The following is a 21,701-nucleotide window of genomic DNA, read 5'->3' on the forward strand; positions in this document are numbered from 1 at the left end:
GCGGTGGCGCGGCGGGAGTGGTTGCGCAGCAGCGGGCGGTACGCAGGAGCAGCGCGCATGCGCGGTGTTCCGGTTCGGTGTTGCGGCAGGAACGGCGGCGCGCAAGAACGGTGCCGCGCAACAACGGTGTGGCAAGAGCGGTGCCGCGCAAGAGCGGTGCGGCGAGAAGCGGTGCTGCGGCAAGAGCCTGCCGTCAGGAACGGTGCTTCGGCGGGAGCGGCAGCGCGCGGGCGCGACGCATGAGGAACGGTGCCGCGCCCGGGGGTAGCACCTCTGGAACGGCGGCGCGCGCAAGAACGGCATGTCAGAAACCTCGCCACGGCAAGAACGGCGTGTCAGGAACGGGCGTCACGGCGGGAACGGCGCGCAAGAACGAGCAGCGAGTCGTGGCGAGTACGACGGCGAGTCAGGCGCGGCGGCGTTTCCTGGCCAGCAAAAACCAAGCACCAAGAACAACCGCCGCGGCAATGGCTGCAGCGGGAATCAGCGGAAACCCACCTGACTCCTGCTCAGCTGGCTGAGGAGTAGCGGCACCACCCGGCTTAGGCGCAGGTGCTTGCGGCGCGACCCAAGACGTCGCGTTCTTGATCGCCCGCACCGGTTCGCCGACGCCTTCGCTCGCGGACAACAACGTGCCATCCGGCTCGAAAGCAATAGCCTCGCCCTGCTTTTCATTCGGCAGCGGAATCCGGACCGGCTCTCGCTGCAGAGCCGCCGCAACATCGCCGTCCGGGGCCGCGTAGAGATACGCGTCCGTGTAGGTGCGCAGTGCGATGACCTTCCCGTCCGCGCTCGTCGCGCCTCCGGTGATCAGCGCCGACCCGAACGAGCCCACCGGGCCGCCTGGGGTATCGGTGCTGTGGACGCGCAGGGTGCCGACCTGCTCCAGCTTCGTCGGGCCGGGAGTCGCCAGCGGGGCTGACGGCCGATAGACCTTCGAGGTGCCCAGCAGATCCTTGGTCACCAGGAACGGCGTGCCGGACTGGTCCAGAACCAGGGTCTCCGTGTCGTGCGGGCCGTCCGGGTAGGTCAGGCGATGCACGACGGCCGGGCCGCCAGTGGGTTTTAGTTCCAGCAGGGCGATCGTTTCGCGTTTAGCGCGGTTGTCGCCGGTATCCGAAAGCCAGAGGGTGCCGTCTTTGCCTCGGGCCAGGTCCTCGACGTCGTACGGGTCCGTCGAGTCGGTCAGGACGTCAGTCACCTGGCATTTCCGGTCCAGGACGAAGACCTGCACCTTGGTGCCGCCGTCGTTGATCGCGTACCAATGCTCGCCGTCGGAGGCCAGGCCGGACAGCTCGTTGAGGCGCTTGTCCTTGACCTGGCACAGCGTCTCCGGGGCAGGAGCCGCCGCAGCGGGGACAGCTCCCACGAGCATCAGGACAGCCGTCAGTGCCAGGACGACCCGCACCAGTTCACCTCCGTAGTGCACGGCCCGCTCGGACCGTGCACTACGGAAGACGTTCAGAGCGCCGAGGCGTTGGTCTCGAACGCCCGCAGAGCCGCGGCGAGATCCGGCCGGACTCGCACCTTCAGGCGCGTGCCGTCGGCGACGTGCTCTTCTTCCAGCACCTCGCCCTCCGCGTGCGCCCGGGACACGAGTTCGCCTCGCGCATACGGGACCAGCACGTCGATCACCGTTTCCGCCCGCGGCAGCCGTTCGGCCAGCACCTCGGCCAGGTCTGCCACGCCCGAGCCGGTGCGCGCGGAGATCTGCACCGAACCGGGCAGCGCGTGCCGCAGCCGGGCCAGGGTGACGTCGTCGGCCGCGTCGGCCTTGTTGATCACCAGCAGCTCCGGCGGGAGCGGCTCCTTGCGGCTGCGGGTGATCTCGGCGAGCACCTCGCGCACCGCGTTGACCTGGTCCTCCGGGGCCGCGTCGGAACCGTCCACGACGTGCACGAGCAGGTCGGCGTCGGCCGCCTCCTCCAGCGTCGAGCGGAACGCGTCCACCAGCTGGTGCGGCAGGTGCCGCACGAACCCGACGGTGTCGGTGAGGGTGAAGGTGCGCCCGTCGGCCGTCTGCGCCCGGCGCGTGGTCGGGTCGAGGGTGGCGAACAGCGCGTCCTCCACCAGCACCCCGGCCCCGGTCAGGGCGTTGAGCAGGCTCGACTTGCCGGCGTTGGTGTAGCCGACGATCGCCACGCTCGGCACCTCGTTGGCCACGCGCTTGCCGCGCTTGGTCTCGCGGATGGTGTCCATCGCGGCGATCTCCCGGCGCAGCTTCGCCACGCGCTTGCTGATCCGCCGCCGGTCCGTCTCCAGCTTCGTTTCACCAGGTCCGCGCAGGCCCACGCCGCCGTTCGCGCCGCCCGCGCGGCCGCCCGCCTGCCGGGACAGCGCCGAACCCCACCCGCGCAGCCGCGGGACGAGGTACTGCAGCTGGGCCAGCTCGACCTGCGCCTTGCCCTCCTTGGACCGGGCGTGCTGGGCGAAGATGTCGAGGATCAGGGCGGTCCGGTCGATCACCTTGACCTTGACCTTCTCCTCCAGCTGGCGCAGCTGGCCGGGCGAGAGCTCGCCGTCGCAGATCACCGTGTCGGCGCCGGTCGCCACGACCACGTCGCGCAGCTCGCGGACCTTGCCGGACCCGACGTACGTCGCCGGATCGGGCTTCTGCCGCCGCTGGACGAGGCCTTCGAGCACCTCCGAGCCCGCCGTCTCGGCCAGTCGCGCCAGTTCGGCCAGCGACGCCTCGGACTGCTGGGCGGTGCCTTCAGTCCACACGCCGACCAGCACAACGCGCTCCAGCCGAAGCTGCCGGTACTCGACCTCGGTGATGTCCTCGAGCTCGGTGGACAGGCCCGCGACCCGGCGCAGCGACGCGCGGTCCTCAAGCTCCATCTCCCCGACCGAGGGGTCGTAGGGGTCGTTGTCGTCGTAAAAGTCTTCGTGTGTCTGTTCTGTCATCGTGCCTCCATGGTCCCACGTTTCGGCGCGGGAACCGAACGGATTACCTGCTGGGATAAACCGAGACGTACACGGCCGTGCGTTCCGAGGCCGGATCGCGGGGCCTGGCCTTGAATTCTTCGAGCAGCCCCTCGAGCCGCCGCTTGAACTCCGCGACGTCCTCGGCGCCCACCTGGACCACGAGCCGGGTCGTCTCCGTCTCCGCCAGGTCGGCCTCCGCCATTTCGGCCAGATAGGCCTCGAGCATGGCCTGGTTGACCGCGACCGCTTCGGCTTCGGCGTTGTCCAGCTGCCACGAAAGCCCGGTGGACAGGTACGGGATCTCCTTCGCCCCGCGCGCACCGCGCCGAGGTTCCTGTGCCACGAGAAAACCGGTGTCGACCAGGCGCCGCACGTGGTGCAGCGTCGTCGCCGGGTCGCGGCCGAGCCGGGCTGCCAGCTCCTTGTTCGTCATCGCTTCGAAAGAGGTCAACCGGATGATGCGCAGCCGTATTCCGGACGCGAGCGCGGCGGCCTCGGCTTCGGTGGAGGGACGTCGGTGCAACGGCATCCCCGCAGCCTAGACAAAGTGATTGACACTTTCCAATCACTCGGCAACACTCGATCGGGTGCGTCGCGACTCACTCTTCTTCCACGCCGATTTCCGCAGGCTGTGGGCCGGGGACACGGCGAGCCAGCTGGGGATGTTCGTCGGCGTCACGGCCATTCCGCTGCTCGCCGCCGTCACGCTGGCCGCCACGCCGTTCGAGATGGGCCTGCTGACCATGGCCGAGACGCTCGGCTTCCTTGTCCTCGGCCTTCCCGCGGGCGTGTGGGTGGACCGGATGCGCAAACGGCCGCTCATGCTCGCCGCCGACCTGATCCGGGGGGTGCTGCTGCTCAGCGTCCCGTTCGCCTGGTGGGCCGGCGTGCTCACGATGGCGCAGGTCCTGGTGGTCGTGCTGTTCGTCGGGTTCGCGACGGTCTTCTTCGACGTCTCCTACCAGGCGTATCTGCCCGCGCTGGTCGGCCGCGAGAAGCTCCTGGAGGGCAACGCGAAGCTGCAGGGCGTGCAGTCGTCGGCGCAGATCGCCGGGCCGAGCCTCGCCGGCGTGCTCGTGCAGTTCATCGGCGCGGCCAGCACGGTCCTGGTCACCGGGCTCGGCTACCTCACTTCCGCGCTGTGCCTGTGGCGCATCCGCACCGTCGAAACCCTCCCGGAACGCACCGAGCAGGACCGCCTGGTGCCGCAAATGCTCGAAGGCCTGCGGTTCGTCGTCGCCGACCGGCCGCTGCGCGCGATCGTCGCCTGCACCGCCACGTCGAACTTCTTCGGCGGAGTGGTCCAAGCCGTCCAGGTGCTGTTCCTGACGCGCACAGCCGGGCTGAAACCGGCCGAGGTCGGCGGCCTGCTCGCGGTGAGCGGCATCGGCGGCATCGCGGCCGCGCTCTGCGCCGGGCCGATCATCCGGAAGATCGGGCAGGCCCGGTCGATCTGGCTGGTCCCGGTGCTGTTCTGGCCGGGCGAGATCCTGGTCCTGACTGCCGCGCCGGACTGGCGGATCGCGCTCGCCGGGCTCGGGATGGCCGCGTTCGGGTTCGGCGTGATCCTCTACAACATCGCGCAGGTCTCCTACCGCCAGGCGATCACGCCGGACCGGCTGCTGGGCCGGATGAACGCGAGCGTCCGGTTCGTCGTCTGGGGAGCCCTGCCGCTCGGCGGGCTGCTGGGCGGCGGGCTCGGCGAATGGCTCGGGCTCGCCGGCGCGCTGTGGATCGGGACCGCCGGGCCGATCGCGGGCGCGCTGTGGGTGATCTGCTCGCCGCTGCGGCGCATGCGGGACCTGCCGACGGGCGGGGAAATCGCTGTACCCGCCCCGTAAAGTGCGGGCATGGACGAGAAGATCCCGCACAAAGCCGGCGTCGACGGCCTGACCGCCAAATGGGTGCCGGTGTGGGAACGCGAAGGCGTATACCGGTTCGACCGGACGCGCCCGGACGTCTACTCGATCGACACGCCGCCGCTGACCGCGAGCGGTTCGCTGCACATCGGGCACGTCTTCTCCTACACGCACACCGACGTTCTCGCGCGCTACCAACGGATGCGCGGCCGTTCGGTCTTCTACCCGGTCGGCTGGGACGACAACGGCCTGCCCACCGAACGCCGCGTGCAGAACCATTTCGGCGTGCGCTGCGAGCCGTCGCTGCCCTACGACCCGGCTTTCACCCCGCCGGAAAAGCCCGGCAAGAACGCGATTCCGGTCTCCCGGCGCAATTTCGTGGAACTGTGCCGCCAGCTGACCGAAACCGACGAGAAGGTGTTCGAGGAGGTCTGGCGCAGCATCGGGCTTTCGGTCGACTGGACGCTGGCGTACCAGACGATCGACCCGGCGACCACGGAAATCTCGCAGCGCGCGTTCCTGCACAACCTCGCGCGCGGCGAGGCGTACCAATCCGAAGCCCCGACGCTGTGGGATGTCACCTTCCGCACCGCTGTCGCGCAGGCTGAGCTGGAAGACCGCGAACGGCCCGGCGCGTATCACGACCTCGTGTTCACCGCGGAAGACGGCGCGGAAGTGCTCATCTCCACCACGCGCCCTGAATTGCTGCCCGCGTGCGTCGCGCTCGTCGCGCATCCGGATGACGAGCGCTACCAAGGCCTTTTCGGGAAGACCGTGCGCACGCCGGTCTTCGGCGTCGAGGTGCCGGTGCACGCGCATCACCTCGCGGATCCGGAAAAAGGCACCGGTATCGCGATGGTCTGCACCTTCGGCGACACCACCGACGTCACCTGGTGGCGTGCGCTGCAGCTCGAAACGCGTCCGGTGCTGGGCCGCGACGGTCGATTCCGCGCAGAACCGCCGCACGGCGTCCCGGCCGACAAGTACGAACCGCTGGCGGGCAAGACTGTCCACACTGGACGCCAGATTCTGGTGGACCTCCTGCGCGAGGCGGGCGCGCTGCGCGGCGAGCCGAGGCCGATCACGCATCCGGTGAAGTTCTACGAAAAGGGCGACAAGCCACTGGAAATCGTCACGAGCCGCCAGTGGTACCTGCGCAACGGCGGCCGCGACGACGCGCTGCGCGCGAAACTGCTGGAGCGCGGCGAGGAGCTGAACTGGGTCCCGCCGCACATGCAGGTCCGCTACCGCAGCTGGGTCGAGGGCCTGACCAGCGACTGGCTGGTGAGCCGCCAGCGGTTCTTCGGAGTGCCGATCCCGGTCTGGTATCCGCTGGACGCCGACGGCGAGCCGGACCACGACGCGGTGCTGACGCCCGACGACGCGAACCTGCCGGTGGACCCGAGCACCGATGTCCCGCCGGGCTACACCGAAGACCAGCGCGGCGTCCCGGGCGGCTTCGTCGCCGAGGCGGACGTGATGGACACCTGGGCGACGTCGTCGCTGACGCCGCAGATCGCCGGCCGCTGGAGTCTCGACGACGACCTGTTCCGCCGCGTGTTCCCGTTCTCGCTGCGGCCGCAGGCGCACGAGATCATCCGCACCTGGCTGTTTTCCACCGCGGTCCGCGCCGAACTGGAGGAAGGCGTGCTGCCGTGGCGGGACGCGGTGATCTCCGGCTGGGTGCTCGATCCGGACCGCAAGAAGATGTCGAAGTCGGTCGGCAACGTCGTCACGCCGGCGGATCTGCTGGAGCGGCACGGTTCCGACGCGGTGCGCTACTGGGCGGCGAGCGCGCGGCCGGGCGTCGACACGGCGGTCGACGAAGGCCAGATGAAGGTCGGGCGACGGCTGGCGACGAAGCTGTTAAACGTGAGCCGGTTCGTGCTCGGGCTGGGGATCCCCCAGCCGGAATCTGTCGTCACGCAGCCGCTGGACCGGTCTGTGCTCGCCACGCTGGCGAAGGTGGTCGAGGAAGCGACGGCCGCGTTCGAGGCGCTCGACCAGGCGCGTGCGCTACAGGTGACCGAGACGTTCTTCTGGACGTTCTGCGACGACTACGCGGAGCTGGTGAAGGGCCGGGCGTACGGCGATCTCGGCGCGGAGGCAGCCGAATCGGCGCAGGTGGCGCTGCGGACGGTGCTGTCGGCGTTGGTGCGCATGTTCGCGCCGGTGCTGCCGTTCGCCGCCGAGGAAATCTGGTCGTGGTGGCAGAAAGGTTCCGTGCACCAGGCGGCGTGGCCGTCGGTGCCGGTGGTCGACGGTGACCCGTCGCTGCTGACGCTGGCGGGCGAGGTGATCGCGGCGGTGCGTCGGGCGAAGTCGGACGCGAAGGTGTCGATGCGCTCGCCGGTCGAGACGCTGACCGTGGGCGGCCCGGCGGAGACGCTGGCCCGGTTCGCCGAGGTGGCCGCGGACGTCCGGCTCGCCGGGGCGATCGGCGAGATCACCACGCGCGACGGCGACTTTTCGCTCGATGCCAAGATCGTGACCCCGTAGGGTGGTTTTCGTGGATTCCTACGTGCTCGTCGTCGCCGATGTGTCCAGCAGCCCCGAGAACTCCGAGGAGTTCGGCCGGGCGCTGCACGAGTTCGCGGCCGCGTGCCGCGAAGAACCGGGCTGCCTGTCGTACGAAGTGTTCCGCTCCGACGAAACGCCGGGGCGGTACGTGAGCATCGAGAAGTACGCCGACGACGCGGCGTTCAAGGCGCATCGCGAGTCGGACCACTTCCGGGAGATCGGCCTGGGCCGCGTGCTGCCGCTGACCGTCGACCGCGATGTGCGGATGTACGACCGGCCACGGGAAATCCCGCCGGCGAACTGACTCCGCCGCGGCTGGCCTTGAGCGGCGAGCCGGGTTACGACCCCGGCTTGCCGCTCACAGCGGCGAACCGGCGGCAGCCCACCAAGCCTCGTCGATCTCGCCGCGGGCCACGATCTCCGCGGGGCCGGACAGCGTCGAATCCCCGCGCGAGATCGTCACCGACACGCGGCCGCCCGGGATGTCCACTGTGGACTCGCCGGTGTCCTTGCCCGCGAGGTGCAGCGAGGCGGCCACCGCGGCGACCGTGCCGGTGCCGCAGGCGCGCGTCTCCCCCACGCCGCGCTCGTGGACGCGCATCCGCAGCGCGCCCTCGCCGAGCACGTTGACGAACTCCAGGTTGACCCCGGCCGGGAAGACGTCGTGGTCGAAATCGGGCTGGTCGCGCAGGTCGAGCCCGGCGATGTCGGTGTCGGTGACCGACACGAGGTGCGGGTTGCCGACGTTCACCGCGACGCCGGAGAACGCCTGCCCGGCGACCATGGTGACCGACGTGCCGGTGATCGCCGCCGGGCCCATCTGCACGGTGACCGAACGGTCCGGGTGCACGACGACCGGCCGGTCGCCCGCCCGGGTGCCGATGACGAACTCGCCGTCCGATTCCAGACCGGCGTCCACCAGGTAGCGCGCGAAAACGCGGGTGCCGTTGCCGCACATCTCGGCGATCGAACCGTCGGCGTTGCGGTAGTCCATGAACCACTCGCCGGCCGATTCTTCGCCGATCGCCTTCGCGCGCACGACGCGCAGCACGCCGTCCGCGCCGAGGCCCCGCTGCCGGTCGCACAGCGCCGCCACGCGCTCCGCCGTGAGGTCGAGGCGGCCGGCCGCGTCAGGCAGCAGCACGAAGTCGTTCTGCGTGCCGTGGCCCTTGAGGAATTCGATGCCGCCCATGCGTCCAGGTTACTGGTCGAGCGCGGCGCGGACCCGCGCGGCCAGGTCCGCCGATCCGCCGTCGAACCACCGGATCCGCTTGTCCCGGCGGAACCAGGAACGTTGCCGCCGCACGAACCGGCGGGTGGCCTGCGCGGTCGCCGCCGCGGCTGCCGCGAAGTCGCCTTCGCCGTCCAGTTCGGCCAGCACCTGCTGGTAGCCGAGCGCCCGCGAAGCGGTTTTCCCCTCCCGCAGCCCGCGGCCGAGCAACGCGCGCACCTCGTCCACGAGACCGGCCTCGAACATCCGCTCCACCCGCAGGTCGACGCGCTCGTCCAGCTCGGCGATCTCGCGGTCGACCCCGATCAGCACGGTGTCCCAGCGGGCCGGACCCGGTTTCGGCAGGTTCGCGGAGAACGGCTCGCCGGTGATCTCGATGACCTCCAGCGCCCGCACGATGCGGCGGGTGTTCGTGGGCAGGATCGCCGCCGCCGCGACCGGGTCGCGCTCCCCCAGCCGGGTGTAGAGGGCGGCGGTGCCGAGTTCGGCGGCCTCTTCGTCGAGCCGCGCGCGCACCGCGGGGTCAGTGCCGGGGAAACGGAGATCGTCCAGCACCGCTTGCACGTACAGCCCCGAGCCGCCCGTCAGCACCGGGACCCGGCCCGCGTCGAGAATCCGCTCGATCGTGCTGCGGGCGTCACGCTGATAGGCGGCGACCGACGCCGTCTCGGTCACGTCGAGTACGTCCAGCAGGTGGTGCGGGACCCCTCGCCGTTCCTCCGCGGTCGCTTTGGCGGTGCCGATGTCCATGCCCCGGTAGAGCTGGAGCGCGTCGGCGTTCACCACCTCGCCGTCCAGCGCCAGCGCGAGTTCGACGGCCAGTGCTGTCTTCCCGGTGGCGGTGGGGCCGACGACGGCCACCGGACGGGGCCGTTGAGCTGGGCTGATCACGCCGCAGAACGGTACCCGGCCGGGGCGGGACGCGGGCACGGAGCGTCAAGGAGAAGTAGGATCAACGCTTTCAGGCGGCTCATCCAGTACCACGGCGCGCGCTGAGCTGCTTGAATGCCGCTGGGGCCCCATGCCCCCGGCAGAGCACGACAACAGCGTAACCCGGCCCCGCTCACGCGGCGGGGCGCCCGCAGCCGCGGGCGTACAGGCGATAAGGAGCCTGCGATGGCCCAGGAGAACACGTCCCCCGGCACCCCGGCACCGCACCCGGTGCCGCACGCGCAGGGCGCCGGCCATGCCGCGCCTCCGGTGCCGCCCGCCGAGCCCGCCCCCGCCACCTGGGGCCGGGTCGACGGGGAAGGCACCGTTTACGTCTTCACCGCCGACGGCGAACGCGAGGTCGGGGTCTGGCAGGCAGGCACGCCCGAGGAAGGCCTGCTGCACTACGCGCGCCGCTTCGACGACGTGCGCACCGAGGTCGAACTGCTCGAAACGCGGCTGAACTCCGGAGCGGGCGACCCGAAGCACGCCCTCTCCAGCGCCACCCAGATCCGCGACGGGCTCGGCGAGGCGGCCGTGGTCGGCGACCTGAAGGCGCTCGCCGCGCGGCTCGAGTTCGTGATCGGGCTGGCGGAGAAGGCGCTGGTCAACGTCAAGCACGAGCGCGAGGAAGCGCGAGCGGCGGCCGTGGCGCGGAAGCAGGCGCTGGCCGACGAGGCGGAGAAGATCGCCGCCGAGTCCACCCAGTGGAAGGCCGCGGGCGACCGGCTGCGCGCGATCCTCGACGAGTGGAAGACGGTCAAGGGCGTCGACCGCAAGACCGACGACGAGCTGTGGAAGCGCTTCTCGAAGGCGCGCGAGGCGTTCAACCGCCGCCGCGGCTCGCACTTCGCCGAGCTGGACAAGCAGCGGGCGAGCGCGAAGCAGCGCAAGGAAGAGCTGATCGCCGAGGCCGAGGCGCTGTCCGACTCGGACGACTGGGGCGCCACCGCGGGCCGGTACAAGGACCTGATGGCCGAGTGGAAGGCCGCCGGACGCGCGCCCAAGGACAGCGACGAGGCGCTGTGGCAGCGGTTCCGCGCGGCGCAGGACGCGTTCTTCGCCCGCCGCTCGGCCGTGTTCTCCGAGCGCGACGCGGAGTTCGCCGGCAACGCTCAGCGCAAGGAAGAACTGCTGGTCGAGGCCGAGAAGATCGACGTGGCGGCCAACCTCGAGGCGGCCAAGTCGGCGCTGCGCCGGATCCAGGAGCAGTGGGACGAGATCGGCAAGGTCCCGCGCGAGCGCATCCGCGAACTGGACGGGCGGCTCAAGGCGGTGCAGGACGCGGTGAAGTCCGCTGAGGACAGCCGCTGGCGCCGCACCGACCCGGAGGCGCAGGCGCGGGCCGCGCAGTTCCGCGAGCGCGTCGAGCAGTTCGAATCGCAGGCCGCCAAGGCGCGGGCCGCCGGGGACGAGCGGCGGGCGAAGAAGGCCGAGGAGCAGGCCTCCCAGTGGCGGGAATGGATGGAGGCCGCGGAAGCCGCGGTCGCCGATCGCTGATCCGACGACACGAAAAGGGCCGGTACCCGCGGGTACCGGCCCTTTTTCATGCGGTTGGGCTCAGGTGCGCGAGAACGCGGTGCGCATCCACAACGTCGCCAGGACGATCGTCGCGATCCAGGCCACGATCATGCCGATTCCCGGGCCGTCGCCTGCCGCTCCGCTGGCGTGCGCGGACTGCTGCGACCAAATCGCCAGCAGGCCGTCGACCGAGGCGAACCATCCGCCCGCGGCGCAGCACCACGCGACCCACCAGCGGCGCGACACGAGCGCGACCGCGCCGATGAACACGCCGACGCCGGTGGACGTCACGGCGAACAGCTGCGGAACCCCGCCCGCTTCGCCGGCCAGCGTCTCCCAGCCCGCGCGGCCCTGGGCCCACGGCAGGATCTGCGCCACGAGCAGCACGAACATCAGCACCGAGATCGTGAAGCCGCGCCTGCCCAGCTCGACCGTGCGCGCGGCGCGGCGGCCCGCGTCGTCGATCTCGTCGCTCAGCCTGCGGTCGACCTCGGCCGGCGTTCCCGGTTCGCTCATCCTGCACACCCACTCACCGGGGCCGGCTGCGCCGCCGGGGCTCCGAAGCCCGGCAGTCCCAGGGTGACCCCGCTCGTCTTGGGCCGAAGACCGGCTTCGGCGTTGTCGCCCGCTCGCGTGCGGCGATGGGTCAGGAGGTCGCCGTCCGCGACCAGGTGGTGCGGCGCGCCGTAGCTGATCACCGTCTCCACGACGTCGCCCGGCCGGACCGAACGGTCGACGGCCGAACCGGACGGCGTGAAGTGCACCAGCCGTCCGTCGCGGGCGCGCCCGCTCATCCGGTGCGTCTCCGCGTCCTTGCGCCCCTCGCCCGCGGCGACCAGCAGCTCGACCCGGCGGCCGACCAGCTTGCGGTTCTCTTCCCAGGAGATCTCGTTCTGCAGCTCGACCAGCCGGTCGTAGCGCTCCTGCACGACCTCCTTCGGCAGCTGGTCCGCCATCTCCGCGGCGGGCGTGCCGGGGCGCTTCGAGTACTGGAAGGTGAACGCGCTGGAGAACCGCGCGGCGCGGACGACGTCGAGCGTCGCCTGGAAGTCTTCCTCGGTCTCGCCGGGGAACCCGACGATGATGTCGGTGGTGATGGCGGCGTCCGGCATCTTGGCGCGCACCTCGTCGAGGATGTTCAGGAACCGCGCCGACCGGTACGACCGGCGCATCTCGCGCAGCACCCGGTCCGAACCGGACTGCAGCGGCATGTGCAGCTGGTGGCAGACGTTCGGGGTCTCGGCCATCGCGTCGATCACGTCCGAGGTGAACGCGGCCGGATGCGGCGAGGTGAACCGCACGCGCTCCAGCCCGTCGATCCCGCCGGTCGCGCGCAGCAGCTTGCCGAACGCGAGCCGGTCGCCGAACTCGACGCCGTAGGAGTTCACGTTCTGGCCCAGCAGGGTCACCTCGAGCACGCCCTCGGCGACCAGCGCCTCGACCTCGGCGAGGATCTCGCCGGGACGGCGGTCGCGCTCCTTGCCGCGCAGCGACGGCACGATGCAGAAGGTGCAGGTGTTGTTGCAGCCGACCGAAACCGACACCCAGCTCGCATAGGACGATTCGCGGCGCGCGGGCAGCGTGGACGGGAACGTCTCGAGCGATTCGAGGATCTCGACCTCGGCCTCGGCGTTGTGCCGCGCGCGCTCCAGCAGCGCCGGCAGCGAACCGATGTTGTGCGTCCCGAAGACGACGTCGACCCACGGCGCGCGTTTGACGATGTCGCCGCGGTCCTTCTGCGCGAGACACCCGCCGACGGCGATCTGCATGTCCGGATTGGCGACCTTGTCCGGGCGGAGGTGCCCGAGGGTGCCGTAGAGCTTGTTGTCCGCGTTCTCCCGCACGGCGCAGGTGTTGAACACGACCAGATCCGGCTTCGCCTGCCCGGGAGCGGGGACGTAGCCGGCTTCCTCGAGCTGCCCGGCGAGCCGTTCGGAGTCGTGCACGTTCATCTGGCAGCCGAACGTGCGGATCTGGTACGTTTTCGCGTTCATCGCGCTCCAGCCTAAACCCCGGGTCCCGCGCCGGACCCGGCACCCGGTCGGCGGACGTTATGCGACGCGGTCCGCCACGTATTCCGCTAATCGGGAAATGTGCCGTTGACCGGGAACGGAAATGCACCGGAACGGTCGTCGGCAAACAATTTTCGCTATTGTTTTCCGCGCCCGCCCGAAGATAAGATCACCGCCATTGTTCCGAATCGGACCGCCGCCGCTCTGGAGGAAATGTGCGCAAGGTTTTCGCCTGCTCCGCGGCCGCTGTCGCGAGCACGCTCGTCGTCGCCGCGCTGGCGGCCGCCCCGGTCGCCGCGGAACCGGTTCCGCAGTCGGTCACCTGGTCGGCCGACCCCGCCGACGGCCCCGGGGCGTTCAACTCGGTCCAGTGCGCCGACGGCCACTTCAAGACCGCGACCGACGCCGCGAAGGGCAAGGTGTGGGTCGCGGAGCAGCTCGCCCAGGAGGAGCGCTGCGAGGCGGTCGGCCCGGATCTCGCCGCGGGCAAGACGTTCTACCTCGGCTGGTCGTCGAAGTACCGGATCACCGACTCCACCAGCCGCTACGTGTTCCAGCTGAAATGCAGCCCGAGCACCGGCACCGCGAACCATCCGATCGTCCTCAAGATCTCCGGCGGCAAACTCCAGCTGGAGGAGTGGACGACCGACCACACCAGCGTCAAGCTGTGGAACGCGCCGGTCTCGAACGACGAGTGGCACGACATCGCGTTCCGGATCTCGACCGACCGCACCCAGGGCACCATCCAGTTCTGGTTCGACGGCAAACGGCAGACGTTCTCCGACGGGTCCACCACCTACACCGGAACCACGATCGACGGAACGCGGAACTACCTGAAGTGGGGCGTCTACCACCAGGCCGACGAGACGGCGACGCAGTGGTTCAGCAAGATCCGGATGGGCGACAGCCTGGCCGACGTCACCGGCTGACCTCTGGCACCATCGCTGCATGCGATGGAGGCTGACGGCGGCGCTGGCAGTGCTCACGGTGCTGCTGAGCGGGTGCGGGCCGAGCTTCGCGAACCTGCACCTGCGCGTCGCGGCCGGGTCGGTGGGCGGCGTCTACCACGATCTGGCCGGGCCGCTGGCGTCGGCGTGGGCGGGCGAACTCGGCATCGAGACGCCCGAGGTGCTCGCCACCCAGGGGTCGCGCGACAACCTCAACCGAGTGCTTTCCGGGGGCGCGGATGTCGCGTTCGTCGCCGCGGACCTGGCCGCGGACGCGGCGGCCGCGCACCCCGGCAAGCTCGCCGCGCTGGCCCGCATCCACGACGACTACCTGCACATCGTCGTCCGCAAGGACTCGCCGTACACGTCGGTCTCCATGCTGCGCGGCCGCCACATCGCGGTCGGCTCCCCGGAGTCGGGCGTCGAATACATCGCCGACCGGGTGCTGCAGGTAGCCGGGCTGAAAGGCGCGGTCTCGGTCAACCAGCTGAGCCTGGAGGACTCGCTCACCGCGCTGGAGAACCGCAAGGTCGACGCGATGTTCTGGTCCGGCGGGCTGCCGACGCCGCTGATCACCGAGTACAACCGCAAGGTCGGGCTGCGGCTGCTCGACATGTCCAACCTGATGCCGGGCATGCAGCGGTTCAGCCCGGTGTACGGCACCGCGACCATCCCCGGCAGCACCTACGACCAGCCCGGCCCGGTCACGACGCTCGTGGTGCCGAACTTCCTGGTCGTGCCCACCTCGATGTCCGCCGACGTCGCCGAGGCGCTCACGAAGGGCCTGTACGACGCCCGCCCGCAGCTCGCGGCGGTCAACCGGGCGGCCCTGTCGATCGACGTGCATCCGGGCATCGAGACCGGACCGCTGCCGTTGCATCCCGGCGCGCTGGCGTATTACCGCGCGGAGAAGGTCTAGCGCGCGACCGGGAAGTCCATCGCGATCCGCAACCCGCCGCCGTCCGGCAGGGACAGCTGGATCTCCCCGCCTGAATGCCGGACGATCTCGGTCACGATCGCCAGCCCCAGCCCCGATCCGGGCACGTTCTGATGCGCCGTGCTCCGCCAGAACCGGTCGACCGCCCGCTCCAGCTCGTCCTCGCGCAGTCCGGGCCCGTGGTCGCGCACCGAAACCGTCACCCGGTCCTCGGCAACGCTCGCGGCCACCTCGACGGAAGTACCGGAAGGGCTGAACTTGAGCGCGTTGTCCAGCAACGCGTCGAGCACGACCTCCAGCCCCCTCGGCGGCACGAGCACGCGCGCGCCGTCGACGTCCACCGCACTCTCCAGCGAGACCTCGCGGGCCGCCCCGACCACCGACCAGTCGGCGACGCGATCGGCGATCACCTCGGCGAGGTCTTCGGAAACCAGCTCGCCGCCGGCGGACTCCGCGCGGGCCATGGACAGCAGCTCGTCGAGGATCTGGTTCAGCCGCTTGGCGTCCACCTGCGCCGCTTCGAGATCGGCCGCCGCGGCTTCGTCGGTGACCTGGCCGTCGAGGTTGCCCAGCCGGATCTTCAACGCGGTCAACGGATTGCGCAGCTGATGCGAGGCGTCGGCGACGAACGCGCGCTGCGCGGCCAGCGCTTCCGACACACTCGCCGCCATCCGGTCGAACGACCGTCCCAGCTGCCGCAGCTCCGGCGGGCCGCCGCTCTCCCCCACCGGCTCCGCTTCCCGGCCGCTGACCACGGACGCGACCAGCGCGCCGGTCGCCTCGTCCAGCCGCCGGACCGGGCGCAACGTCCAGCGCACCACCGGCAGCGCCACGAGCAGCGCGAGCCCGAACGCGACCAGCGCGCACGCCGCCAGCAGCAGCCACTGCCACAGCAACTGGGTGCGGACGTGATCGGTCGCGGACTCCGTCACCACCGCGCCGCGCACCTCGCCGTCGATCAGGATCGGCTCGGCCAGCACCAGCGGTTTGCTCGCCCACGGCATCAGCAACGGCCCGGCCTCGGGCGGACGGGCGGCGAGCGCCTCGTTCACCGGCACCCGGATCGCGGTCCGGTCGACGGCGCCGCCCACCGAGCTCAGCACCGGCTCGCCGTCCTGGTTCACCACGACCACTTTCACGCCGTAGACCTCGGTGTACCGGCGCAGTTTGGGTTCCAGCAGCCCGAGCTCGTTGTCGAGCAGCGGACGCTGGGCGAGCGAGGCGAACCGCGAGGTGTCGGTGAGCCGGTCGAGGAACAGCTTCTGCTGGAGGCTGCTCGCGATGCTGAGCGCGAGCGGGATGCCGAGCCCGAACACGAGCAGGGCGACGAGCGTGACGACGATGCCCTGCAGCCGGACGCGCACCGGTCAGTCCCGTCCGTTGCCCAGCCGGTAGCCGACGCCGCGCACCGTCTCGATCAGCGCCGGACGGCCGAGTTTGGTGCGCAAGGTGGCGACATGGACGTCCAGCGAACGGCTCTCGGCCGCGCCGCGGTGCCCCCACACCTCGTTCAGCACCTGTTCGCGCGAGCACACCGCACCGCCCGCCGCCGCGACCAGCGCGAGCACCTGGAACTCCTTGCGGGACAACGCGATCGGCTCACCCGCCACCAGCACCTCGTACCGGGCGAGGTCGATCCGGACGTCGCCGACCTCCACCACCGGCACGGACGGCGCGGGCCGTTCGACCCGCCGCCGGCGCACCGCTTCGACGCGCGCGAGCAGCTCCTCCACGTCGTACGGCTTGACCAGGTAGTCGTCGGCACCGGCGCGCAGGCCGTGCACCCGGTCGTTCACCTCGCCGCGCGCGGACACGACGATCACCGCGACGTCGCTGACCGCGCGGATCTGCCGGCACAGCACCACGCCGTCGACGTCGGGAAGCCCCAGGTCGAGCAGGATCACGTCGACGTCGTGGACCCGGTCGAGCACTCCGGCCCCGGACGGCAGCCGCTGCATGGTGAGCCCTCGGCGGACCAGCGCGGGCACGAGCGCCCCGGCGACCCGGTCGTCGTCTTCCACCAGCAGCACGCGCACGCTTGCTCCTCCCCGGTGATCCAGACCACGGTAGCCGGACTCTAGGGCGCCACGCCCCGCGGACACGGTGCGTGGCGGCCGCCACAGTCCGGACTAGGCTGAACGCCGCCACGACGGCCGCATCCGATACGTAGTTGAAACCCTAAGTATTGCTCAAGCCGTCTTTACAAGAGATGTCCCGGTAGTAGGTTTCCGCAAGCGTTGCGGAACCCCGGTTCCGCGGACGCCGACGACCAACGGAGCTCTGGAGGCCACGATGACCACCGAGGTGGCGACGCCGATGATCAAGGCGGCCGCCGTGAACAAGTACTTCGGCGAGCTGCACGTGCTGCGCGAGATCACGCTCGAGGTGCCGCGCGGCCAGGTCGTCGTCGTGCTCGGGCCGTCCGGGTCGGGCAAGTCGACGCTGTGCCGCGCGATCAACCGGCTCGAGCCGATCAACTCCGGCGAGATCGCCGTCGACGGCGTGCCGCTGCCCGAGGAGGGCAAGGCGCTCGCCTCGCTGCGCGCCGACGTCGGGATGGTCTTCCAGCAGTTCAACCTGTTCGCGCACAAGACGATCCTCGAGAACGTCATGCTCGCGCCGGTGAAGGTGCGCAAGACCGCGCAGGCCGAGGCCCGCAAGACCGCGATGGAACTGCTCGAGCGCGTCGGCATCGCGAACCAGGCCGACAAGTACCCCGCCCAGCTGTCCGGCGGCCAGCAGCAGCGCGTCGCGATCGCCCGCGCGCTCGCGATGAAGCCCAAGGTGATGCTGTTCGACGAGCCGACCTCGGCGCTGGACCCGGAAATGGTCCAGGAGGTGCTGGACGTGATGACCGGCCTGGCGAAGGACGGCATGACCATGCTCGTGGTCACCCACGAGATGGGCTTCGCGCGCCGCGCCGCCGACCGGGTCATCTTCATGGCCGACGGCGAGATCGTCGAGGACACGACGCCGGAGGAGTTCTTCACCAAGCCGAAGTCCGACCGCGCGAAGGACTTCCTCGGCAAGATCCTGACCCACTGACCCGTTCGGGGGAATCCCCCGGCGCCCCGCGTCCGGGATGGCTGTGATCGGCCGTACCCGGACCGGTCCCGACGTTCCCGGACAGATGTTTCCCGGACAGATATTGGAGAGACTGACATGAGGATCCGCACCCTCGCGGCCGCTCTGCTCGCCGGCGGGCTGCTGCTCACGGCCTGCGGCAAGGAAGGCACCCCGGCCGGCCCCGGCGGGGACAACAACGCGAGCGCCGCGCCGCTGCCCACCTACGAGGTGGCCAAGGACGTCAAGCTCGACGGCTCGCCGACCTTCACGAAGATCAAGAACGCGGGCACGATCACCATCGGCGTCAAGGACGACCAGCCCGAGCTGGGCCAGAAGGACCCGAAGACCGGCAAGTTCCAGGGCTTCGACATCGAGATCGCCCGGATGGTCGCGGCGGGCCTCGGCTTCAGCGAGGACAAGATCAAGTACACGACGGTCGACTCGGGCGCCCGCGAGCAGGCCATCTCCAACGGCCAGGTCGACCTCTACGTCGGCACCTACACCATCAGCGACAAGCGCAAGAAGCTCGTGTCGTTCGCCGGCCCGTACTTCCAGGCCGGGCAGGACCTGCTGGTGCGCAAGGACGACAACTCGATCACCGGCCCGGAGACGCTGAAGGGCAAGAAGGTCTGCTCGGTCACCGGGTCGACCCCGATCCAGCGCGTGCGCGAGCAGAAGCTGACCGACCAGATCGTCGAGTTCCAGAAGTACTCGCAGTGCGTCGAGAAGCTGCAGACGAAGGACGTCGACGCGGTCACCACCGACGACGCGATCCTCAAGGGCTACGCGGCGCAGGACCCGGACACCTTCAAGGTCGTCGGCAAGCCGTTCTCGAAGGAGCCCTACGGCATCGGCCTGAACAAGGACGACAAGGTGCTGCGCGACAAGATCGACGACCTGCTGCAGGCCGCCGAGACCAACGGCACCTGGAAGAAGATCTACGACGCGACCCTCGGCAAGTCCGGCGCGCCCGCGACGCCGCCTGCCATCGAGCGGTACTGATCTGACCCGGCGGCCGGTGGGCGAAGCTTTCGCCCACCGGCCGCGGTACACCCACTATCGGCACACGGACGCGGGGAAGGCTCCATGGACGTCCTGCTCGACAATCTGGACCTCTTCGGTCCGTTCTTTCTCACCACGATCGAACTGTTCCTGATCGCGGGGGCGTGCAGCCTGGTGCTGGGCACGATCCTCGCGATGCTGCGGGTGAGCCCGGTCCCGGTGCTGCGCGCGATCGGCACGACCTACGTCACCGTCCTGCGCAACACGCCGCTGACGCTGGTGTTCGCGTTCCTTGTGTTCGCCTACCCGCTGCTCGACATCGTCAAGATCGACTACTTCCCGACCGCCGCGGTGGCGCTGACGATCTACACGTCGGCGTTCATCTGCGAGGTCGTGCGCTCGGGCATCAACACGGTGCCGATCGGCCAGGCCGAGGCGGGCCGCGCGCTGGGCCTGTCGTCCGGGCAGATCCTCGGCGGCATCGTCCTCCCGCAGGCGCTGCGGTCGGTCGTCCCGCCGCTCGTCAGCATGCTCATCGCGCTGCTGAAGAACACGACGATCGCCAGCGGGTTCTCGGTCGCCGAGGCCGGCGCGATCCGGCAGTACGTGTCCGAGCGCGGCGACAACCAGATGATCGCGCTGCTGTGGGTGGCACTCGGCTTCATCATCCTCGTGTCGGTGCTGTCGCTGGTGCAGCGCAGCCTGGAGAAGCGCTGGAGCGTGGCCCGATGAGCACAGTTCTTTTCGACACTCCGGGCCCGAAAGCACGGGTGCGGCACCGGATTTACGCGGTGCTGGGCATCGTCGTGGTCGCGGCGCTGATCGCGTTCATCGTCTACCGCTTCGTCGACAGCGGCCAGTTCGCCGGCCGCAAATGGGAGTGGCTGCAGTACTCCCAGGTGCAAAGCGACCTCGCGAACGCCGTGCTGGCGACCGTGAAGGCCTTCGCACTGGGCGCGGTGCTGGCCATCGTGTTCGGCGCGGTCTTCGCCGCCGGACGGCTGTCCGACCACGCGTGGGTGCGCGGGATCTGCACGTTCGTCGTGGAGTTCTTCCGCGCGATCCCGCTGCTGATCCTGATGTTCCTGTTCTACTACGGCCTCCCGACCCTCGGCGTCGACACGTCGCCGCTGTTCGCGGTGGTGCTCGGCCTGACGCTGTACAACGGCTCGGTGCTGGCGGAAGTGTTCCGCGCGGGCATCCTGTCCCTGCCGAAGGGCCAGAGCGAAGCCGCGTACGCGCTCGGCATGCGCAAGACCCAGGTGATGTTCACGGTTCTGCTGCCGCAGGCGCTGCGCGCGATGCTGCCGACGATCATCAGCCAGCTGGTCGTGCTGCTCAAGGACACCGCGCTCGGCTTCCTCGTGACGTACCCGGAGCTGCTGTACTACGCCCGCTACATCGGCAGCCAGGGCGCCTTCGGCCGCCCGATCGTCCCGTCGACCCTCGTGGCCGCCGCGATCTACATCGCGATGTGCCTGCTGCTGACCGCGCTCGCGACGTACCTGGAGCGGCGCAACCGGCGCAGCAAGAAGCACATCGACACGGACGCCGGCATCGAGCAGGCGGGGCTCACCGCTGCCGCGGGCAGCAACGTGATCGGTGGCGCTGGACCTGGCTGACGGTTCGTTCCGTTTCTCTTGAAACCCCTGGCGCTGCTTTCCTTGCGGCGCCGGGGGTTTCTTGTTTCAGCCGTGCGCTGTCGGGTGCCGCGGCTGGTACAGGGGCAGCACGCTGCCGCTGGGGAGGCGGATCGATGCTCGGGTGCCCCAGGATGCTGCGGTCGCCTCGCTCTCCACTCCGGCTCCCTTCGCGGTCAGCTGCCGGACTGTTTCGGCTAGGTCGTCGCACATCAGGTAGAGCTCTTGGTGCGGCGCTCCTTCGGTTGGGTGCACGGCTAGTTCTGTTGGGGGCAGACGGAAAATGAGCCAGCCGTCGCCTGCGTCTACGTTTCCTAGGTCCAGTACGTTCCTGAGGAACTCTCGGTCTGCTGCTGCGTCTTTGCTGTAGAGGATGACGTGGGCGCCGGTGATCATTGTTTCTTGTCCTTCCGGGAAGTCCTTTGACCGCAACGGAAATCGGCCCCGCCGTGGTCGAGCCGATCGAGTGATGCCGTCCGGTCGTGGGTGGTGCTAGCGTTGGTTTTGTTGAAGTAAGTACATCGCATGTGATGTGAGCCCGCGAGCGTTCTCGTGGCGGCCGTCGCGATTCCCTTTCTCTCCCAGTGCGTTGGCCAGCGCATTGGTCGGTGCGATCTTGCCTGCGCGCGGTGAGATCACGCTGTCTGGGAATCGCGGCGTGCCGCTCGGGAGCCAGCTGCCGGGAGCAGGGCGCTGGGGCCGTCCCGGTGATCCGCCATCACGACCAGACTCATCAGCCGCCAGGAGGACTGCCTATTGCCCACCCACAACTGAATACGCCCGCAGCGCATGCGCGTAGTGGACCGCGTCTGCGAGAGCCCCGGCCAGCGGTCTCCGAACGGGCAAGGCCACTGTCGGCACTGTGCATGCCCGTCGTTCGCGGGGAGCAAGGCTGCTGTCGGCAACGTCGCAGGCCCGCCGCCTGCGAACGAGCACGCTCAGTATCGCCAACAGCGCCCGTTCACCGCTTGTGAGACGCAAACGCGCCGTCGCCAACCTGGCAAGCCCGCCGCCCGCGAGAGAGCACGCTCGCTGTCGCCAACAGCGCCCACTCCCCCCGGCGAGAAGCAAGCCCACCGTCGGCAACGTTGCAAGCCCGCCGCCCGCG

At 70.0% G+C, this 21,701-nt stretch carries 19 protein-coding genes; 10 read left to right on the top strand and 9 right to left on the bottom strand.

What is annotated here, in order from left to right; translation table 11 throughout:
* Positions 1–406: 406 nt before the first annotated feature.
* From DMP23_RS05350 to DMP23_RS05360, 3 genes are read right to left on the bottom strand one after another with little or no spacing between them, the layout of a single operon-like run.
* On the bottom strand, positions 407–1,408 hold the full coding sequence (locus DMP23_RS05350; RefSeq protein WP_337820332.1) for a hypothetical protein: 1,002 nt from the start codon (positions 1,406–1,408) through the stop codon (positions 407–409).
* Positions 1,409–1,461: 53 nt separating this feature from the next.
* On the bottom strand, positions 1,462–2,907 hold the full coding sequence (hflX, locus tag DMP23_RS05355) for a GTPase HflX (RefSeq protein ID WP_037809777.1): 1,446 nt from the start codon (positions 2,905–2,907) through the stop codon (positions 1,462–1,464).
* Positions 2,908–2,950: 43 nt separating this feature from the next.
* Positions 2,951–3,457, bottom strand: coding sequence for an ArsR/SmtB family transcription factor (locus tag DMP23_RS05360; RefSeq protein WP_134730248.1), 507 nt, complete (start codon positions 3,455–3,457; stop codon positions 2,951–2,953).
* A gap of 58 nt (positions 3,458–3,515) precedes the next feature.
* On the opposite strand from DMP23_RS05360, the gene DMP23_RS05365 reads away from it, so the two are divergent.
* The 3 genes from DMP23_RS05365 to DMP23_RS05375 are packed head-to-tail and all read left to right on the top strand — an operon-like array spanning position 3,516 to position 7,611.
* Positions 3,516–4,769, top strand: coding sequence for an MFS transporter (locus DMP23_RS05365; RefSeq protein WP_337820333.1), 1,254 nt, complete (start codon positions 3,516–3,518; stop codon positions 4,767–4,769).
* Positions 4,770–4,778: 9 nt separating this feature from the next.
* Positions 4,779–7,286 (top strand): valine--tRNA ligase, encoded by a 2,508-nt coding sequence (gene valS / locus DMP23_RS05370; RefSeq protein WP_337820334.1) that lies wholly within the window; start codon positions 4,779–4,781, stop codon positions 7,284–7,286.
* Between the two features lie 10 nt (positions 7,287–7,296).
* On the top strand, positions 7,297–7,611 hold the full coding sequence (locus DMP23_RS05375; RefSeq protein ID WP_043829343.1) for a putative quinol monooxygenase: 315 nt from the start codon (positions 7,297–7,299) through the stop codon (positions 7,609–7,611).
* 54 nt (positions 7,612–7,665) lie between these two features.
* On the opposite strand, the gene dapF is transcribed toward DMP23_RS05375, so the two are convergent.
* Together dapF and miaA are read right to left on the bottom strand one after the other, a co-directional pair.
* Positions 7,666–8,499: a diaminopimelate epimerase gene (gene dapF / locus DMP23_RS05380; RefSeq protein ID WP_134730254.1), complete on the bottom strand. Its 834-nt coding sequence runs from the start codon at positions 8,497–8,499 to the stop codon at positions 7,666–7,668.
* Between the two features lie 9 nt (positions 8,500–8,508).
* The gene (miaA, locus tag DMP23_RS05385) at positions 8,509–9,429 is read right to left on the bottom strand and encodes a tRNA (adenosine(37)-N6)-dimethylallyltransferase MiaA (protein WP_037809770.1); all 921 of its coding nucleotides are present in this window, start codon (positions 9,427–9,429) and stop codon (positions 8,509–8,511) included.
* Between the two features lie 225 nt (positions 9,430–9,654).
* On the opposite strand from miaA, the gene DMP23_RS05390 reads away from it, so the two are divergent.
* Complete coding sequence (locus DMP23_RS05390; protein WP_037809767.1) at positions 9,655–10,968, top strand: DUF349 domain-containing protein; 1,314 nt, start codon at positions 9,655–9,657, stop codon at positions 10,966–10,968.
* Positions 10,969–11,028: 60 nt separating this feature from the next.
* Here DMP23_RS05390 and DMP23_RS05395 read toward each other — a convergent pair whose 3' ends face one another.
* Complete coding sequence (locus DMP23_RS05395; protein ID WP_037809765.1) at positions 11,029–11,505, bottom strand: Rv2732c family membrane protein; 477 nt, start codon at positions 11,503–11,505, stop codon at positions 11,029–11,031.
* A complete protein-coding gene (gene miaB, locus DMP23_RS05400) occupies positions 11,502–12,983 on the bottom strand; it encodes a tRNA (N6-isopentenyl adenosine(37)-C2)-methylthiotransferase MiaB (protein ID WP_337820335.1) in 1,482 nt (493 codons plus the stop codon). Before miaB ends, DMP23_RS05395 begins: the two co-directional genes overlap by 4 nt.
* Before the next feature lie 233 nt (positions 12,984–13,216).
* On the opposite strand from miaB, the gene DMP23_RS05405 reads away from it, so the two are divergent.
* The gene (locus DMP23_RS05405; protein WP_337820336.1) at positions 13,217–13,930 is read left to right on the top strand and encodes a heparin lyase I family protein; all 714 of its coding nucleotides are present in this window, start codon (positions 13,217–13,219) and stop codon (positions 13,928–13,930) included.
* Positions 13,931–13,949: 19 nt separating this feature from the next.
* On the top strand, positions 13,950–14,867 hold the full coding sequence (locus tag DMP23_RS05410; RefSeq protein ID WP_037809759.1) for a TAXI family TRAP transporter solute-binding subunit: 918 nt from the start codon (positions 13,950–13,952) through the stop codon (positions 14,865–14,867).
* Here DMP23_RS05410 and DMP23_RS05415 read toward each other — a convergent pair.
* Both DMP23_RS05415 and DMP23_RS05420 read right to left on the bottom strand, forming a co-directional pair.
* Entirely contained in the window at positions 14,864–16,249 is a 1,386-nt protein-coding gene (locus tag DMP23_RS05415; protein ID WP_337820337.1) for a sensor histidine kinase, read from the bottom strand. The two genes, DMP23_RS05410 and DMP23_RS05415, sit on opposite strands and share 4 nt — an antisense overlap.
* Positions 16,250–16,252: 3 nt before the next feature.
* Positions 16,253–16,921, bottom strand: coding sequence for a response regulator transcription factor (locus tag DMP23_RS05420; RefSeq protein ID WP_037809755.1), 669 nt, complete (start codon positions 16,919–16,921; stop codon positions 16,253–16,255).
* A gap of 280 nt (positions 16,922–17,201) precedes the next feature.
* On the opposite strand from DMP23_RS05420, the gene DMP23_RS05425 reads away from it, so the two are divergent.
* The 4 genes from DMP23_RS05425 to DMP23_RS05440 all read left to right on the top strand — a co-directional run bounded on the left by DMP23_RS05425 (position 17,202) and on the right by DMP23_RS05440 (position 20,575).
* Complete coding sequence (locus DMP23_RS05425; RefSeq protein ID WP_199817444.1) at positions 17,202–17,930, top strand: amino acid ABC transporter ATP-binding protein; 729 nt, start codon at positions 17,202–17,204, stop codon at positions 17,928–17,930.
* A 117-nt stretch (positions 17,931–18,047) separates the two neighbouring features.
* Complete coding sequence (locus DMP23_RS05430) at positions 18,048–18,953, top strand: glutamate ABC transporter substrate-binding protein (RefSeq protein ID WP_037809752.1); 906 nt, start codon at positions 18,048–18,050, stop codon at positions 18,951–18,953.
* A gap of 84 nt (positions 18,954–19,037) precedes the next feature.
* Positions 19,038–19,685: an amino acid ABC transporter permease gene (locus tag DMP23_RS05435; protein WP_037809751.1), complete on the top strand. Its 648-nt coding sequence runs from the start codon at positions 19,038–19,040 to the stop codon at positions 19,683–19,685.
* Complete coding sequence (locus DMP23_RS05440) at positions 19,682–20,575, top strand: amino acid ABC transporter permease (RefSeq protein ID WP_134730264.1); 894 nt, start codon at positions 19,682–19,684, stop codon at positions 20,573–20,575. Before DMP23_RS05435 ends, DMP23_RS05440 begins: the two co-directional genes overlap by 4 nt.
* The last annotated feature ends 1,126 nt before the right edge of the window (positions 20,576–21,701 follow it).

This window comes from Amycolatopsis sp. A1MSW2902 (assembly GCF_017312175.1).
In the GTDB taxonomy this organism is placed as follows: Bacteria; Actinomycetota; Actinomycetes; order Mycobacteriales; family Pseudonocardiaceae; genus Amycolatopsis; species Amycolatopsis nivea.